The 16,060-nt window shown below is 72.8% G+C and carries 15 protein-coding genes; 9 read left to right on the forward strand and 6 right to left on the reverse strand.

Annotated features, from left to right (window positions below):
- Positions 1–28: 28 nt before the first annotated feature.
- Together ACFYNS_RS03680 and ACFYNS_RS03685 are read right to left on the reverse strand one after the other, a co-directional pair.
- Entirely contained in the window at positions 29–835 is an 807-nt protein-coding gene (locus ACFYNS_RS03680) for a DUF2118 domain-containing protein (protein WP_360299160.1), read from the reverse strand.
- A 199-nt stretch (positions 836–1,034) separates the two neighbouring features.
- Positions 1,035–1,229 carry a type A2 lantipeptide gene (locus ACFYNS_RS03685; protein WP_360299158.1) on the reverse strand — a complete coding sequence of 65 codons (195 nt, stop codon included), beginning with the start codon at positions 1,227–1,229 and terminating at the stop codon, positions 1,035–1,037.
- Between the two features lie 403 nt (positions 1,230–1,632).
- Here ACFYNS_RS03685 and ACFYNS_RS03690 point away from each other — a divergent pair, with 403 nt between their 5' ends.
- The 6 genes from ACFYNS_RS03690 (at position 1,633) to ACFYNS_RS03715 (ending at position 6,734) form a co-directional block, all read left to right on the forward strand.
- A complete protein-coding gene (locus ACFYNS_RS03690) occupies positions 1,633–2,445 on the forward strand; it encodes a TrmH family RNA methyltransferase (RefSeq protein ID WP_360299155.1) in 813 nt (270 codons plus the stop codon).
- Between the two features lie 163 nt (positions 2,446–2,608).
- Positions 2,609–3,271 (forward strand): hypothetical protein, encoded by a 663-nt coding sequence (locus ACFYNS_RS03695; protein ID WP_360299152.1) that lies wholly within the window; start codon positions 2,609–2,611, stop codon positions 3,269–3,271.
- Positions 3,272–3,369: 98 nt separating this feature from the next.
- Positions 3,370–4,083, forward strand: a complete 714-nt coding sequence (gene npdG / locus ACFYNS_RS03700; RefSeq protein WP_360299149.1) for an NADPH-dependent F420 reductase — start codon at positions 3,370–3,372, stop codon at positions 4,081–4,083.
- Positions 4,084–4,096: 13 nt separating this feature from the next.
- The gene (locus ACFYNS_RS03705) at positions 4,097–4,810 is read left to right on the forward strand and encodes a hypothetical protein (RefSeq protein ID WP_388600546.1); all 714 of its coding nucleotides are present in this window, start codon (positions 4,097–4,099) and stop codon (positions 4,808–4,810) included.
- Between the two features lie 165 nt (positions 4,811–4,975).
- Positions 4,976–6,457: an MFS transporter gene (locus ACFYNS_RS03710; protein WP_360293473.1), complete on the forward strand. Its 1,482-nt coding sequence runs from the start codon at positions 4,976–4,978 to the stop codon at positions 6,455–6,457.
- Between the two features lie 70 nt (positions 6,458–6,527).
- Positions 6,528–6,734 (forward strand): hypothetical protein, encoded by a 207-nt coding sequence (locus ACFYNS_RS03715; RefSeq protein WP_360293470.1) that lies wholly within the window; start codon positions 6,528–6,530, stop codon positions 6,732–6,734.
- Between the two features lie 10 nt (positions 6,735–6,744).
- Here the strand turns inward: ACFYNS_RS03715 and ACFYNS_RS03720 are convergent, their stop codons facing one another.
- Together ACFYNS_RS03720 and ACFYNS_RS03725 are read right to left on the reverse strand one after the other, a co-directional pair.
- The gene (locus tag ACFYNS_RS03720; protein ID WP_360293468.1) at positions 6,745–7,542 is read right to left on the reverse strand and encodes a site-2 protease family protein; all 798 of its coding nucleotides are present in this window, start codon (positions 7,540–7,542) and stop codon (positions 6,745–6,747) included.
- A 172-nt stretch (positions 7,543–7,714) separates the two neighbouring features.
- The gene (locus tag ACFYNS_RS03725; protein WP_360293488.1) at positions 7,715–8,719 is read right to left on the reverse strand and encodes an EamA family transporter; all 1,005 of its coding nucleotides are present in this window, start codon (positions 8,717–8,719) and stop codon (positions 7,715–7,717) included.
- Between the two features lie 150 nt (positions 8,720–8,869).
- On the opposite strand from ACFYNS_RS03725, the gene ACFYNS_RS03730 reads away from it, so the two are divergent.
- The 3 genes from ACFYNS_RS03730 to ACFYNS_RS03740 all read left to right on the forward strand — a co-directional run bounded on the left by ACFYNS_RS03730 (position 8,870) and on the right by ACFYNS_RS03740 (position 13,921).
- The gene (locus ACFYNS_RS03730; RefSeq protein WP_360293465.1) at positions 8,870–9,826 is read left to right on the forward strand and encodes a LysR family transcriptional regulator; all 957 of its coding nucleotides are present in this window, start codon (positions 8,870–8,872) and stop codon (positions 9,824–9,826) included.
- 123 nt (positions 9,827–9,949) lie between these two features.
- Positions 9,950–10,315 (forward strand): hypothetical protein, encoded by a 366-nt coding sequence (locus ACFYNS_RS03735; RefSeq protein WP_360293462.1) that lies wholly within the window; start codon positions 9,950–9,952, stop codon positions 10,313–10,315.
- Between the two features lie 234 nt (positions 10,316–10,549).
- Positions 10,550–13,921, forward strand: a complete 3,372-nt coding sequence (locus ACFYNS_RS03740; protein WP_388600874.1) for a BTAD domain-containing putative transcriptional regulator — start codon at positions 10,550–10,552, stop codon at positions 13,919–13,921.
- Between the two features lie 107 nt (positions 13,922–14,028).
- Here ACFYNS_RS03740 and ACFYNS_RS03745 read toward each other — a convergent pair whose 3' ends face one another.
- Both ACFYNS_RS03745 and ACFYNS_RS03750 read right to left on the reverse strand, forming a co-directional pair.
- Positions 14,029–14,916, reverse strand: coding sequence for an ABC transporter permease (locus tag ACFYNS_RS03745; RefSeq protein ID WP_360293459.1), 888 nt, complete (start codon positions 14,914–14,916; stop codon positions 14,029–14,031).
- On the reverse strand, positions 14,913–15,914 hold the full coding sequence (locus ACFYNS_RS03750) for an ATP-binding cassette domain-containing protein (protein WP_360293456.1): 1,002 nt from the start codon (positions 15,912–15,914) through the stop codon (positions 14,913–14,915). Before ACFYNS_RS03750 ends, ACFYNS_RS03745 begins: the two co-directional genes overlap by 4 nt.
- Positions 15,915–16,060 lie beyond the last annotated feature (146 nt).

Consider the following 16,060-nt stretch of genomic DNA (forward strand, 5'->3'; position numbering starts at 1 on the left):
GCCTGTGCGGGGGTCTGCTGACGCGCGGTCACGGCAGCAGCCAGTCGACGGGCCGCTGTGCCGCGAGATGGACGGCTCCGCGGACCGGCGTCGCGGACTCGGGCGCCGCCTCGGGACCACCGCCCCGGGACCACACATACCCCGAAGCCGACGACGCCGAGCGGTCCAGCCGCACCTGGACGGCCAGCGGGCGGCCCCCGCGGGTGAAGGCGCGCGCCAGCTCCTCGTCCCCCAGGAAGCCGCTGATCTGCTCCCGGCTCTGCGGGGTCCGGCCCACGGCCCGCACCGTGCCGCGCAGCAGGCCGTACCGGTCCGCGGATACGGAGCCCACGGTCAGGTCCACCGTGGCGCCCACCCGTACGGTCGTGCCTTTGTCGGCCGGCACGTAGACCATCGCCACCAGCGGATCGTCCGGCCCCTCGACGCGCTCGACGGTCGCCACGTCCGCGCCCGTGGTCAGCACCGCACCGGTCTCGGCCGCCAGGGACGTGACCCGGCCGCGGGCCACCGCGCGGACGGCGCGTACGCCGCGGGCCGTGTGCACGCTCACCACCGGCGCCCCCTTGTCCACCCGCTGCCCGGCCTCCGCGTGCACGGAGGTCACCTGGCCGGAGACGGGGCTCTGCAGCAGATAGCTGCCCTCTGCACGGGTCAGGACGCCTGGTGCGGTGAGCTTGGACGAGACGGTTCCGGTGACGGCCCACACGCAGCCCGCCGCCATCACCACGAGTGTGACGACGAGGACGAGCAGGCCCTGCGGCCGTGCGAATCGCACCGGAACGTCGAGTTCTTCGGGCGACTGCAACTTGGCAAGCGCCTTCTTGCGGAACTCCACGGCACCTTTCCTTACCTTTCCTTCACGCTTTTTCCGCGATCGTTCACCGGGATGTCAAAAGCGGCACGTGAACGTGCGCATAAGCCCCGGAACGAGGTTCCGGGGCTTATGCATGGCCCCACGTCAGAGGAATTGGGAACACTTCCGTGACGACGCGGGAAAGGTGTCGGTCAAGGACACCTGTCTCCTGGCCGAGAGGTCAGGACTGAGCGCCGAGGGAGACGCCGACGCTCGGGAGGCCGTTGGTGCTCACACCGTTGACGGTGTTGCCGACCAGGCCCTCGGCGCCGTCGACGGTCCCGCCGACCGAACCGAGGGTCTCGTTCAGCAGGCCGCCGGAGACGGCGTCCAGCTCGGCGTCGGCAAGCTCGGCGGTCTCGATCTGGTGACGCATGAATGCGCTTCCCTTCATTGCTTTCGGGATTATGAGGGGGACTCGCCCCGGGTGGCACAAAATGCCGATCAGGGCGCTCATCGACCGGGCGTTGGGCACACCCGGAAAACCGGGCGAACACGAACCGGTAGCACTGGTTCCGCCCGACTGCCCAGAAAGAGAAACACGTCGCCGCAGGTGCCCGCCACTTGAGGCGCCACTCGTCTCAAGATCTCCACATGGTGCACCGCCTGTCGATGAAACGGCACAGCCCTGCCTCGTTGTGTAGCGTTTCCGGAGGGTGGCGTACCGCCCGATGCGCCGCGAGCCGTTCCGCGGGCAGCCGGCGGGCAGCCGGCGGGCAGCCGGCGGGCAGCCGACGGGAACCGGGGGTGCCGCCCCGGCACCCGATATTCTCGGCGGGATGCGTACCGTCCACCGGCGTACCCGGGTCACCACTCGCAACGCACGCTTCCAGCAGTGGCAGGCCCTGCTGACGAACCGCACCAAGCGGCAGCGCGCGGGGGAGTTCCTGGTCCAGGGGGTCCGTCCGATCTCCCTGGCGGTGCAGGCCGACTGGCCGATCAGCGCCCTGCTGTACGCCGAGGGCCGCAGGCTGTCGAAGTGGGCGCACGAACTCCTCGACTCGCACGTCCCCGGCGAGCGCGTCGCCATGGCCCCCGAACTGCTGGCCGAACTCAGCGAGCGCGAGGAGGGCGACGCCGAACTCGTCGCCGTCGCCGGGCTGCCGCCGGACGACCTGTCCCGCATCCCCGTCGGCCCGGCCTTCCTCGGCGTCCTCTTCGACCGTCCCACCAGCCCCGGCAACATCGGAACCCTCATCCGCGCCGCGGACGCCTTCGGCGCGGACGGTCTCGTCGTCAGCGGCCACGCCGCCGACGTCTACGACCCCAAGTCCGTCCGCGCCAGCACCGGCTCCCTCTTCTCGCTGCCCGCCGTCCGCGTCGGCTCCCCGCGCCAGGTGGACGACTGGCTCTCCGGCCGCGGCGTCACCGTCGTCGGCACCGACGAACACGGCGAGACCCCGCTCTTCGACGCCGACCTGACCGGCCCGCTCCTCCTCCTGGTCGGCAACGAGACCACCGGCCTCAGCGCCACCTGGCGACAGCGCTGCGACCGCACCGTCCACATCCCCATGCACGGCGCCGCCTCGTCCCTCAACGCGGCCGGCGCGGCAACGGCAGCCCTCTACGAGGCATCCCGCCAGCGCCGATGAGCGGCCCCGGGACCGGTGCGGCGCGGAACCGGCCCGTCCGCCGGTGCGGTTGACCTGGCGCCCGAACAGGCCGGTAGGGTGCTCGTTTCGTCACGGTAAGCACATGCGCGGAAGGGCTGCGGGACGCCGGTCAAGGACGGTGGGTGCAAGGGGGAGCGGCTGGATGCTTGGAGGGTTTCCCACTCCGCCGGGCAGCACGGCACTGTGCCCCCGAGTCAGTAGGGGCGTCTCCGGTGCCGGGCGCCGTCGGGGCGCTCTGCTGATCGCCGTCGCCTCGGTGCTGGTACTGGCTTCGTGCGCCGGCGAACCCGAGCGGAAGTACGCGGTCCCTGAGCGCCTGTGCGGCCTGGACCTGGGGCAGGAGAACTATGCGGCCCTCTTCGGTCCCGGGGAGAAGCTGGAGAAGGATTCCCTCGCCGAGTGGGGGGAGATGCATGTGACGACGCAAGGCTGTCGCTACCGGGTGGACGGCCTTCCCAGGGTCGACGTGAACGGTTACTGGGCCAAACAGAACGACGAGGTGGCCCCCTCGACCCCGAATGAGCAGATCAAGGCGCACAACACTCCGGAGAAGCCGCGGAGATACAAGGGGTCGTACGAGGTGGCCACCTGGTCCGGTGGGGCTGTTGCCGCTGTGGACTGCCGGCGGGCGAACGGGGATCCGGACAAGGACTTCACCCGGTTTCTGATCGACGTCAGTACGGATGCTCCTCTCGACGAGGATCCGGACCGTGCTCACGAAGTGTTCGGCAAGCTGGCGGAGCTCGTCATGGGGGAGGTCGTGGGGAAGCTGTCCTGCCAGGAGGGGAGCGGGTCGGCAGGGTGAGGTCCGGCTCGTGAGGCCGGCGCGCGGGTGGGCGACGTGATCACCCTCACGAGATGGACGCCGGGTAACCTCCGGCGGGCGATGGCAGGATGCGCCGTATGACTTCTGCTGCCTCGTCCGATGCCAAAGCCGCCGCACCCAAGAAGGACCCCTGGGAGCTGCCCGATGTGTCCGGGATGACGGTGGGGGTGCTCGGGGGTACCGGGGACCAGGGGCGCGGGCTGGCGTACCGGCTCGCGCGGAGCGGGCTGGCCGTCACCATCGGGTCGCGGGCCGCCGAGCGGGCGCAGCAGGCCGCCGACGAGATCGGGCACGGGGTGCGGGGCGCGGACAACGCCGCCTGCGCCCGGGAGTCCGACATCGTCATCGTCGCCGTCCCGTGGGAGGGGCACGCCAAGACGATCGAGTCGCTGCGCGAGGAGCTGACCGGCAAGCTCGTGGTGGACTGCGTCAACCCACTCGGGTTCGACAAGAAGGGCGCCTACGCGCTGAAGCCGGAGGAGGGCAGCGCCGCCCAGCAGGCCGCCGCGCTGCTGCCGGAGTCGCGGGTGACGGCCGCGTTCCACCACCTGTCCGCCGTGCTGCTCTCCGACCCGGACGTCGAGGAGATCGAGACCGATGTGATGGTGCTGGGCGAGGTGCGGGCCGACTGCGAGATCGTGCAGGCCCTGGCGGCCCGGATCCCGGGGATGCGCGGGGTGTTCGCCGGGCGGCTGCGCAACGCGCACCAGGTGGAGTCCCTGGTGGCCAACCTCATTTCCGTCAACCGGCGCTACAAGGCGCACGCGGGCGTCCGGCTCACCGACATCTGAGGAGCGGAGCGGGGTGGGCAAGTGGCGGATCCCCGGCGGCGGCCTGACGGTCGCGGTCGTGATCGCCGCCGTGCTCGCGAGCTGCTCCGGCCTGGGTGAGGACGGCGGCGGAGGCGAGGACGGCGGCGGTGACGGTCACGGGGACGGCCGGGGTGAGCGGTCCGCGTCCGCGCCGCTGAGTGTCGCCGCCGTCGGGCGGATGGCCGCCGAGCCGGGATCCCGCTGCCCTGTCCGCTATGACATGGCGGGAGCGGCGCGCGCGGCGGGCGTGCACGGCGCTGTCGAGGACGGTTCCGTCGAGGGCGAGCTGCCCGACGGCGCCGACTCGCCGCTGGCGCAGTCGGACGGGGCGCTGGTGGACTGCGGCTACCGCCTCGGCGAGGAGCAGGTGCGCCTCTTCACCGTCGGCGTCACCAAGGGGTACGCCGTCAGCGTGCTCCTTCCGCAGATCCAGCACGACGCGGGCATCCCCATGGACGATCTGCTCGACTACGCGGGCCGGGCGCAGCGCGCGAAGGGGGGCGAGGCCCTGCTCACCTCCAGCGGGAACGTCGCCGCGGTGCGGCTGCCGGTCACCGGGGAGGGCGATGTCGCCCTCGTCCTCAGCATCGGCGAGCACCGCACCCGGCTCTCCCGCGACCAGGTCGCGGATCTGGCCACCCGGCTCGCGGAGCAGGCCCGTGGCCGGGCTCCCGAGCAGAGTCCGCCGGCCGGCCGGCGCGGCTGACGCCGGTCCTCCTCTCGTACCGACGCCGCTGGCTCTTTCGTGTACTGACGGCCGTCGGAACCCGGCGGTCCCGGGCCGGGCGCGTCGCGGACATGCGGACCGCACCCCGACCATGATGGGGTCGGCGAAGGCGGGTCGCGGGGCGCGCCCGCCGGGGAGGCACTGATGGCACAGCAGCCCGAACCCGCCTCCGGGCGGGCCGGGACGACGGCGGACGAGGAGCCGTACACGCCGGATCCGCGGCGCTGGAAGGCGCTGTCGGTGTGCCTGATCGTCGGCTTCATGTCCCTCCTGGACGTCTCCATCGTGAACGTCGCGCTGCCCGCGATCGAGAAGGGGCTGGCCGCCTCGCAGTCCGACCTCTCCTGGGTCGTCTCCGGCTACGCCCTCACCTTCGGCCTCGTCCTCGTCCCCTCCGGCCGGGTCGGGGACGCGTTGGGCAGGCGCACCGCCTTCCTCGCAGGGCTGGTCCTGTTCACCGCCGCCTCCATGGCCTGCGGTTTCGCCCAGGGAGCCGGATGGTTGGTGGGGTCCCGCGCAGTGCAGGGCGTGGGCGGCGGGCTGCTGATGCCGCAGATCTCCGGAATGATCCAGCAGCTCTTCCGGGGTGCCGAGCGGGGCAAGGCGTTCGGTCTGCTCGGCTCCACCATCGGCCTGTCCACCGCCGTCGGACCGCTGCTGGGCGGGCTGCTCATCCAGATCTTCGGCGCTTCGGAGGGCTGGCGCTGGGTGTTCTTCGTGAACCTGCCCATCGGCATCGTCGCGTTCCTGCTCGCGCTGCGGCTGGTGCCGCACGCCTGTGCCGAGCGCGACACCGGGCACCGGCACAACCTCGACCCGGTCGGTGTGGCGCTGCTGGGCTCGGGGGTGCTCGCGCTGATGCTGCCCCTGGTGGAGGAGCGGCAGTGGCACGGCCAGGGCAAGTGGCTGCTGGTTCCCGCGGGCGCGCTGCTGATCTGCGCGTTCGTGGGGTGGGAGCGGTACTACCAGCGCCGGGGCAGGGAGCCCCTGGTGGACCTGCGGCTCTTCCGGGACCGCTCGTACTCGTTGGGCGCCCTGCTGGGACTGGTCTACTTCGCCGGGTTCACCACGATCTTCTTCATCTTCACCCTCTTCCTGCAGAACGGCATGGGCTACACCGCGCTGCAGGCCGGACTCACCCTGACGCCCTTCGCCATCGGCTCGGCGACCTCGTCGGCGATCGGCGGCCGGTTCATCACCCGCGTGGGCCGTCCGCTGATCGCCGTCGGGCTGGGACTCGTCCTGACCGGTCTCGCGGGCGCGGCGCTCGCGGTGCACGAGGTGCAGAACAGCGGGGTGGGCTGGGCGCTGACCGGGCCGATGCTGTGGGCCGGGCTCGGCTCCGGACTGGTCATCTCCCCGAACCAGACGCTGGCCCTGCGCTCGGTGCCCGTCGCGCAGGGCGGGGCGGCGGGAGGGGTGATCCAGACGGGCCAGCGGATCGGTTCGGCCGCCGGGATCGCCGCGGTGGGTGCGGTCTTCTTCGCGCGGCTGGCCGACAGCCGCGACTGGGCGACAGCGCTGGACTACGGTCTGCTCACCGCCGTGTGCTTCGTCGCGGCCGCGCTGGTGGTGGCCGTCGCCGATGTCCTGTACGGGCGGCGCGCCGCCCGCCGGGAGGGGTGAGGGACAATGTCCGGTGCGCACGTCCGTGCGTACGCAGCGCAGCACCGCACCCCTCGTTGGAGACCGAGCCATGCCAGCCCCCGCCCGCCGCATCCCCAAAGGTCTCGCGCTCTACGCGACCCTCATCTGCGTCCTGGCCGCCGTCGCGGCTGTGGTCTCCTTCGCCAACGGGAGCTGGCTCGGTGTCGTCTGGGTACTGCTGGCGGGCCTGACCTCGAACATGGCCTGGTACTACCACCGCAGGACGGCCCGGGCCGCGGAGCACCAGGACCTCTGAGGCGGCTCGCTCAGGGGACGAACACGTTCTGGGGTTCGCCCTCCCAGAAGCGGAAGTACTCCAGCCCCAGGTAGGTCTCCGGTTCGGAGACGTCCATACCGCGCAGCAGGGTGTCGACGAAGTCCCAGAAGACCTCGTTGACCTGCGGAATCCACAGGCACCCGAAGACGATCAGCAGCCCGAACGGGGCGAAGGGCTCGGCCTGCTGCCGGGCGCGGGGCGACAGCCAGGGTTCCAGGACGCCGAAGCCGTCGAGCCCCGGCACGGGCAGCAGGTTCAGCAGCGCGGCGGTCACCTGGAGCAGCGCGAGAAAGGCCAGTGCGCAGCGGAAGGCGACGGGGACGTCGTGCATGGCGCCGAGCCAGAACGGTGCCGTGAGCACGGCCGCGAACAGCGCGTTCGTCAGCGGTCCGGCCGCCGAGATCAGGCTGTGCTTCCAGCGGCCCCGGATGCGGCCGCGTTCGATGTAGACCGCACCGCCGGGCAGGCCGATGCCGCCGAGGACGACGAAGAGCACCGGCAGCACGATGCTGAGCACGGCGTGCGTGTAGTGCAGCGGGTTGAGCGTCAGATACCCCTTCGCCCCCACGGACACGTCTCCGGCCCGCAGCGCCGACCGGGCGTGCGCGTACTCGTGCAGGCACAGCGAGATGATCCACCCGGAGACCACGAAGAAGAACACGGCCACGCCCGTCACCTCGGCCCAGCCGGCCCAGACGGCCCAGCCGGAGACCGCCATGACGGCGACGAGCCCGAGGAAGACCGGACTGATCCGGTGATGGTCCGGGTGGGTGGCGGTGCTGGTCATGGGGCCAGACCGTACCCGCAGCGGCCGGACCCCGCGAACCCCGCGCCCGACACCCGCCGTTGGTGCGCAAGGAGCGGGGCATCGACCCGTATCGGACGCTCTGCACCCCGTGTGCCCTGCCGCCGCCGGGTCCGGCTCGGTCCCCGCGCTCCGCGGCGGCCTCGGAGCAGCGCTACGGCGCCCCCGCGGCGGACTTCGGCGCTGCTCCGGGCGCTGCGGGGGACGTTGCGCGGGAGGTCGCGGGGGACGTCGCGGAGGACGCTGCCGGGGGCTCCTCCGCCGTCGTCGCCCCGCGTGCCCCGGCCGCCACCACCCGGCCGCCGCGCCGTCCCGCCAGGGACACCAGCGTCACGCCGCCGATCAGCAGCGCGGCGGCCAGGGTGTCCGGCGCGGTGATGCGCTCGCCCAGCAGCACCGCTGCCGAGGACATGCCGAAGACCGGCACCAGCAGCGAGAAGGGCGCCACGGCCGAGGCGTCGTAGTGCCGCAGCAGGAATCCCCAGGCGGCGAAGCCGAAGAGGGTTGCGACCCAGGCGACGAAGCACACGGCGCCGAGTCCGCCCAGGTCGAGGGAGCGCAGCGCCGCGAGGTCGGCGGCGGGGCCTTCGAAGAGGAGGGAGAGCACCGCCAGCGGCAGCGGCGGGACGAGACTCACCCACACCATCCACGAGAGCGCGTCCGGGGGTGCCGCCTTCCGGGTCAGCACGTTGGACACGCCCCAGGCCGCGGCCGCCGCGACGACCAGGAGGAAGCCGCCCAGCGGGCCGGTCGAGCCCTGCCCCGCACCGGCCACCGCGATCCCGGCCAGCGCCACCGCCATACCGGCGAGCCGCACCCGACCGAGGCGTTCGTGGAGGAACGCGGCGGCGAAGACGGCGGTGAAGACCGCCTGCACCTGGAGGACGAGCGAGGAGAGACCCGCGGGCATCCCGGCGCGCATCCCGATGAACAGCAGCCCGAACTTCGCCACCCCCAGGGCCAGCCCGACGGCGACGATCCAGCGCAGCGCGACGCCGGGACGGCGGACGAGGAAGACGGCGGGGAGCGCGGCGACCAGGAAGCGCAGCGCGGAGAAGAGCAGCGGCGGAAAGTGCCGCAGTCCGACCTCGATGACGACGAAGTTGACACCCCAGACGGCGGTGACGAGCACGGCGAGGGCGCAGTGGAGGGGACGCAGACGCATGCTCTGATCGTCGCGGGCCGGACTGTTCAGTACCAGCACAGGTTTCTTCATGATTGGATTCAGCAATACTGAATCGTCCGCGCCGCTGGACCGCCGTGCCGCCGCGCGGCCGTGCCGACGCGGAAACCGGAGGGGCGCAGAGACATGCTCGACCTGTCCAGACTGCGTGCGCTGCACGCCGTCCACCTGCACGGTTCGGTGGGCAAGGCCGCGCAGGCGCTCGGCTACACCCCGTCCGCCGTCTCCCAGCAGGTCGCCAAGCTGGAACGGGAGACCGGTACCGCGCTGCTGGAGCGGGCCGGGCGCGGGATCGCCCTCACCGACGACGCGCTGATGCTGGTGCGGACCGCGGAGGAGGTGCTCGGCCTCGTCGAACAGGCCGAGGCCGCACTGGAGCAGCGCAAGGGGCACCCCGCCGGCCAGCTGCGGCTCGCCGCCTTCCCCAGCGGCGCCCGCGGGCTGATGCCCCGCGTGCTGGCGCAACTCGCCGCCGACCACCCGCAACTGGACCTGCGGATGTCGGAGGTCGATCCGCACCTGTCGGTGGGGCTGGTGGCCAGGGGCGAGATCGATCTGGCCCTGGCCCACGACTGGGACATCACCCCGATGCCCGCGCCCGAGGGGGTGCGCAGCGTTCCGCTGGGCGTGGACACCTGCGAGGTGCTGGTGCCGGTCGGGCATCCGCTGGCCGCGCTGGACACCCTGGAGACGGCGGACCTGGCGGGCCGGCGCTGGGTGTGCCAGCCGCCGGGCACCGTCTGCCACGACTGGCTGCACACGACGCTGCGCACCGCGGGCCAGGAGCCGGATGTCGCCTACTACGTGGCCGAGTTCCAGACGCAGGTCGCCCTGGTGGCCGCGGGGCTGGGCATCGCCCTGCTGCCCCGGCTGGGGCGGGGGCCGCTGCCCGACGGGGTGGTCCTGCGCCCCCTGGAGCCCACGCCCACCCGCCGGTTGTTCGCGGTCACCCGGGACGGGCTGCTGCGTCGCCCGGCGGTCAGGGTGGCGCTGCGCGTCCTGCGGGAGGCGGCGAGCGCCGTTCCCTCCCCCGCGCGCTGCCAATGCCACCGACAGGGTGGTGTGGACTCGCTCAAAGAGTGACGTTACGGCGTATTCCGGGCCAGAGGCCGCGATGCCTGCTGTTCTGAACCGGTGCGAGTGCACATCTCCCGACGTCCCGCCGACAGGGGCGGAGCAGACGCGGGAAGTGGAAAGGACAGCCAGATGAGGAAGACGGCAACAACCCGCCGCGCACGGGCCCTGACCGTGGTGGCGGCGATGGCGACCGCGCTGGTGGGCATGGCCCCGGTGGCGGCGGTGGCCGGTGACGGGCCGGACGGCGGTCACCACCACAAGCGCGGTTACGTCTGCGACCGGCTGGAGTGGGACCACCGCGACCACCACCACTCCGCGGTCGGCAGCGGCCGGTGCCACGCGATCAACGCCCCGCGTCGCGGCGACATCCGCGGACCGTTCACCATCCAGACCCGGCACGGCCACCACAAGGTGCTCTGCGTGAGCAGGCACGGCGGCTCCGGCTACGCCAACACCCCCAGGTGGGTGCGCGGTAAGGACTGCCGCCGCGCCTGACCGGCGGGCATGCCACGGGCCGGGTGCACGGACTCCACCGTGCGCCCGGCCCGTTCGGCGTCCGGCGGTCCGCCCACGAAGCGGCGGCCACCGGCCGGACCCGTCCGCGCTCCGGCCCCCGGCGGCCGTCCCTCGGCACCCACGGAATCCGCCCCTCCCGGTCCCCGCCGGAGGCGCCGGAGCGGCCCGCGCCGACCGTCTGCCCGCCGGGTGCCGGAGAGCCGATGGCAGTATGTGAGGGTGCGCTACCTCTATCGCGTTCTGGGAACCACCCAGGCCCTCCGCCAGGACGGCACCGCCGTGCCGATCGGGGGAGCGCGGCTGCGCGCTCTGCTGACCGCGCTCGCCCTCGCCGGGGGCCGCACGGTGCGCTCCGGCGAACTGGCCGCTTCGGTGTGGGGGGAGGACGAGGACCCGCCGGCCGACGAGACGGCGGCGCTCCAGGCACTCGTCGGACGACTGCGCAGGTCCCTGGGCCGGGAGGCGGTGGGTTCCGGGGAAGGCGGCTACCGGCTGGTGGCCGACCGCGACGACATCGATCTGTACCGCTTCGAGCGGCTGGCCACCGAGGGGGCCGCCGCGCTCGCCGACGACGACCCGGCCAAGGCCGCAGACCTTCTGGACGACGCCCTCGCCCTGTGGCGCGGTCCCGCGCTGACCGACCTGCCCGACGGGGGAGGGGCCGCCGGTGTCCGCGCCGCCGACCGTGCGCTGGGCGCCCGCCGGCACCGGGCCGAGGCGGCGCTCGCCCTCGGCCGGGCCGAGGAAGTGCTGCCCTCGGTACGGCAGTTGGCCGCCGAACATCCGATCGACGAGCCGCTGCAGGCGGTCCTGCTGCGCGCGCTGCACGACGCGGGTCGCACCGCCGAGGCGCTGGCCGCCTACGAGGTGGTCCGCGCTCGGCTCGCCGACCAGCTCGGAACCGATCCGGGCGCCGAACTCCGCGAGCTGCACGCCCGCTTGCTGGCCGACGATCCTCCGGAGGTCGTCCCGGAGCGCTCCGCGGAGCCCGCCGCGGGACGGCCGTCCCGGCGGGCGCCGGGGAATCTGCGGGCCGGCCTGACCTCGTTCGTCGGCCGGCAAGCCGAGATCGCGGCGCTGTGCCGGGAGCTTGGTGCGGCGCGGCTGGTGACGCTGACCGGGCCCGGTGGGGCGGGCAAGACACGGCTGTCGCTGGAGGCGGCGGCGCGGTCCCGCGCGGAGCGCGGCGAGCAGTGGGCGGACGGCGTGTGGGTGGCCGAACTCGCCGCCGTACGCGATCCGGAGGACCAGGGGGCGACGGCGGAGGCCGTGCTCACCGCGCTCGGCGGGCGCGAGACGCTGCTGACCGGCACCACCGCCGAGGGGCTGCGGGCGGCCTCCGACCCGACGGCGGGAGATCCGCTGGCTCAGCTGTCCGAACGCTGCGCGGCCCGCCGGATGCTGCTGGTGCTGGACAACTGCGAGCATCTCGTCGGGGCGGCGGCGCGGGTGGTGGAGCGGCTGCTGGTGGAGTGCCCGGGGGTCAGCGTGCTGGCCACCAGCCGTGAACCGCTGGGCGTGCCCGGTGAGTTCGTCCGTCCGGTCGAGCCGCTGCCGGACCCGGTGGCGCTGCGGCTGCTCGCCGAACGGGGCGCCTCCGCGCGTCCCGGGTTCCGGGTCGAGGACGATCCGGAGGCGTGTGCGGAGATCTGCCGCCGGCTGGACGGGTTGCCGCTGGCGATCGAGCTGGCGGCGGCCCGGCTGCGGTCCCTCACCCCCGGTCAGCTCGCCCGCCGTCTCGACCAGCGGTTCCGGCTGCTCAAGAGCGGGAACCGGACGGTGCTGCCGCGCCAGCAGACGCTGCGCGCGGTGGTCGACTGGTCGTGGGAGCTGCTGGACGCGGCGGAGCGGGATGTGCTGCGGCGGCTGTCGGTCTTCGTGGGCGGCTGCCAACTGGAGCAGGTCGAGGAGGTGTGCGCGGACCTGGCCGAGCGGACGGACGAGGACATCGCCGCCCTCCTGAGTTCCCTGGTCGACAAGTCGCTGGTGGTGGCCGCCCCCGACGACGACGCGGCCGGGATGCGCTACCGGCTGCTGGAGACCGTCGCCGAGTACGCCGCCGAGAAGCTGGACGCGGTGCCGGGCGAACGGGAGCACGCCGAACGCCGCCATCTGGTCGTCTACCGCGAACTGGCCCGCAACGCCGATCCGCTGCTGCGCGGGCCCCAGCAGGTCACCTGGCTGGACCGGCTGGAGCGCGAGCACGACAACATCCGCGCCGCACTGCGCAGGGCCGTCGCCGCACGGGACGAGCACGAGGCGCTGTGCATGATCCTGTCGATGAGCTGGTTCTGGCAGTTGCGCGGCCACCGCGGCGACGCCCGCCACTGGGGGGACGCCGCGCTGACCCTCGGCCCCGACCCCTTCGCCGCCCCGGCCCGCCCCGCGCCGCCGCTGTACGAGCCGTGCACCGCGAAACCGCCGCCCATGAGCGAGGAACAGCTGTGGGAGGCCCGGCGCGGGGCACGGCTGATGGTGCTGGCGGACGCGGAGGAGGGCGTGCGAGAGCTGGCGACTGCGCAGCGGCAGGCGGAGCTGCGCACCATCACTCGGGTCTACTCGCCCGGCATGCCGCAGGTGTGCCGGATCCCCGGGTGCATGTGGTTCTTCGCCTGGATGATGACCGGCGAGGTGGGCAAGCTCGCCGAGCTGTCCGACGCCTTCGTGGCGGGCTGCCGCGAACTGGGCTATGAGTGGGAGCTGGCCTTCGCCCTCCAGCTCCGCGCCAAACTCACCAGCGACCACCCCGAGACCTGGGACCGGTCGGCCGTGGACGCGGCGGAGAGCCTGGAGATCTTCCGCCGGGTCGGGGACGCATGGGGGGAGGCCGAGGCACTCTCGGGCCGTGCCGAGGCGCTCACCGCCCGGGGGGAATTCGCCCGCGCCGCCGAGGACTGCCGGCACGCCATCGCCCGGGCCGACCAACTGGGTGCGCACAGCCAGGTGCCGCAGCTCAAGTCCCGGCTGGGGTCGGTGCTGGTGGAGCTGGACGACCCGGCGCAGGTCGCCGAGGGCGAGCGGCTGATGGAGGAGGCCACCGAGGAATCGGAGCACATGGGCGGCGAAGGCCCCAACTTCGCGGCCGTGCAGTGGGCCATCCATCTCACCCGGCTGGGCCGGACCGCATCGGCGCGGGCGCTGCTGATCCCGCTGGTCGACCAGTTCGCCGAGCGGATCCCCCAGCTCTTCGGGGGGATGATCGAGGGCGTGCTGGCCTGGACGTACGTCGAGGACGGTCACGGCGACGAGGCGCTGGCCATCGTCCAGGAGTCGATCGTCAAGACCCGCGAGGTGGTGGCGGAGGCCATCGCCCCGCACCTGACGCTGAGCCAGTTGCTGACCGCCGCACGGTCACTGGCCCTGCTCGGCCGGGGCGCCGAGGCCGGGCGCCTGGTCGGTGCCTACGACGGCCTCTCGAAGCTGCCGGAGGGGCACTTCCCGCACCCTGTCGAGCGGGAGTCGCGGAAGGCCGCCGAAGCGACCGTGCGGGAAGCGCTGCCCGGAGGAGGAGCGTACGCGCAGGCGTACGCCTCCGGCGCGGGCCTCACCCTGGCGGAAGCCGTCGACCTGGTGCGCGATGCCTGAACCGGAGCGCCGCCGTCCCGGGCGCACCGCGCCCGGGACCGGCTGACGGCTCCGCTGCCGCCGGCCCGGAACCGCTCCGGCCGGGCCGGTCGCGGTACCCGGCACCGTCAGGTCTTCTTGCGGAACTTCGCGATGGCGATCGGCGCCGTGACGACCGTCAGCCCCACCGACCAGATCACCGTCCACATCACCGGGTTGGCGATCTCGCCCTGGCCGAGCATCAGCCCGCGTGCCGCGTCGGCGAGGTGGGTGAGCGGATTGACGTCGGTGAACGCCTTGAGCCAGCCGGGCATGGTGCCGGGCGGCACGAAGACCGAGGAACCGAACTGGAGCGGCATCAGCACCAGGAACGAGACGCCCTGCACGGCCTGCGCCGTGTTCATCGTCAGACCCAGCAGGATGAAGATCCACAGCAGCGAGGCGCCGAACAGCGCGGTCAGCCCGATGGCGGCCAGCATCCCCAGCCAGTGGCCGTTGATCTCGAAGCCGTTCAGGAAGCCCACGGTCAGCAGGACGGTCACGGCGACCAGCATCCGGCCGATCTCGACGACCGACTTGGCTATGAGCACCGACGAGCGGGCGATCGGCATGGCCCGGAAGCGGTCCATCACGCCCTTGCGGAAGTCCTCGTTGATGCCCGTGCCGACCGCCATGGCGATGGACATGCCCATCATGCCCATCATGCCGGGGATCAGATACTGGACGTACTGGTCCCGGTCGCCGCTGGCGCCGTCCCCGCCGATGGCGCCGCCGAAGACGTAGACGAACAGCAGCGTGAAGATGATGGGCATCAGCAGCGCATCCATCATCGACTCGGGGTCCTGCTTGATCTGCAGGGCGTTGCGCCGCACGAGCGCGCCGATGTGCCGCAGATTGGCCTTGAGCCCGATCCGGCCCTCCACCGTGCCGGGCTTCCCGGGCGCGGAGCCGCTGCCCGTCCCGGACCCGGTCGGGGACTCCCCGGATTGGGGCGCTTTGACGGTGGCGGTACTCACGCCGCGACCTCCTCGAGCTCGTTGTCGTCGTCCTGATGGGTGGCCTTCTGGCCGGTGAGGGCGAGGAACACCTCGTCCAGGCTGGGCAGATGGGTGGCGATGTCGGCGAGTGCGAAGCCACGCTCGCCCAGCAGCGCGACCACGGCCGTGAGCTGCTCGTCGCTGACGATCGGGACGCTGACCACGCCCGACGCCTCGTCGGCGGTGGCACCCGCCAGTCCGTCCAGCCCGGCCTGGGCCAGCGCGCCGACCATCCGCTGCAGCTCGCCGGGGTCCGCCGGGCGGACCTCCAGGGTGCGGCCGCCGACCTTCGCCTTCAGCTCGGGCACCCGGCCCTCGGCGATGATCCGGCCGCGGTCGATGACGGTCAGCTCCTCGGCGAGCTGCTCCGCCTCCTCCATGTACTGGGTGGTGAGCAGAACGGTGTTGCCGTCGGCCACGATGTTCTTGACCTCGTCCCACACCTCGTTGCGGGTGCGGGGGTCGAGACCGGTGGTGGGCTCGTCCAGGTAGAGGACCTTGGGGCGGCCGATCATGGAGGCCGCCAGGTCGAGCCGGCGGCGCATACCGCCGCTGTACTTCATCACGGGGCGCCGGGCCGCCTCGGTCAGGGAGAACCGCTCCAGCAGTTCGTCCGCACGGCTGCGGGACTGGGAGCGGGACAGGTCGAGCAGCCGCCCGATCATGTACAGGTTCTCCCAGCCCGACAGCTTCTCGTCCACCGAGGCGTACTGGCCGGTCAGACCTATCGTGCGGCGCAGCTCGCGGGGCTGGCGCACCACGTCGTACCCGGCGACCTTCGCCGTGCCCCCGTCGGGCTGCAGCAGGGTGGAGAGCATCCGGACGAGCGTCGTCTTGCCCGCGCCGTTGGGGCCCAGCACACCCATCACGGTGCCTTCGCGCACGTCGAGGTCGATGCCGTCGACCGCCTTCGTCTCCCCGAAGTGTTTGACCAGCCCGCGGACCTCGACCGCGTTCGTCGTCTTCTCTCGCGTCATGCGGCCAATATGACAGCCGCCACTGACAAACGACCGACAGCCCACCGACAGCACCTCGAAGCGCTGTCGGCGGGCTGTCGCCGTCACCGGCGGACCGCTGCGCGGCGCGGCACCGTCACCGGGCGCCCGCGTGCACGGCGCCGCCG

The organism is Streptomyces sp. NPDC006925 (assembly GCF_042869575.1).
GTDB lineage: Bacteria > Actinomycetota > Actinomycetes > Streptomycetales > Streptomycetaceae > Streptomyces.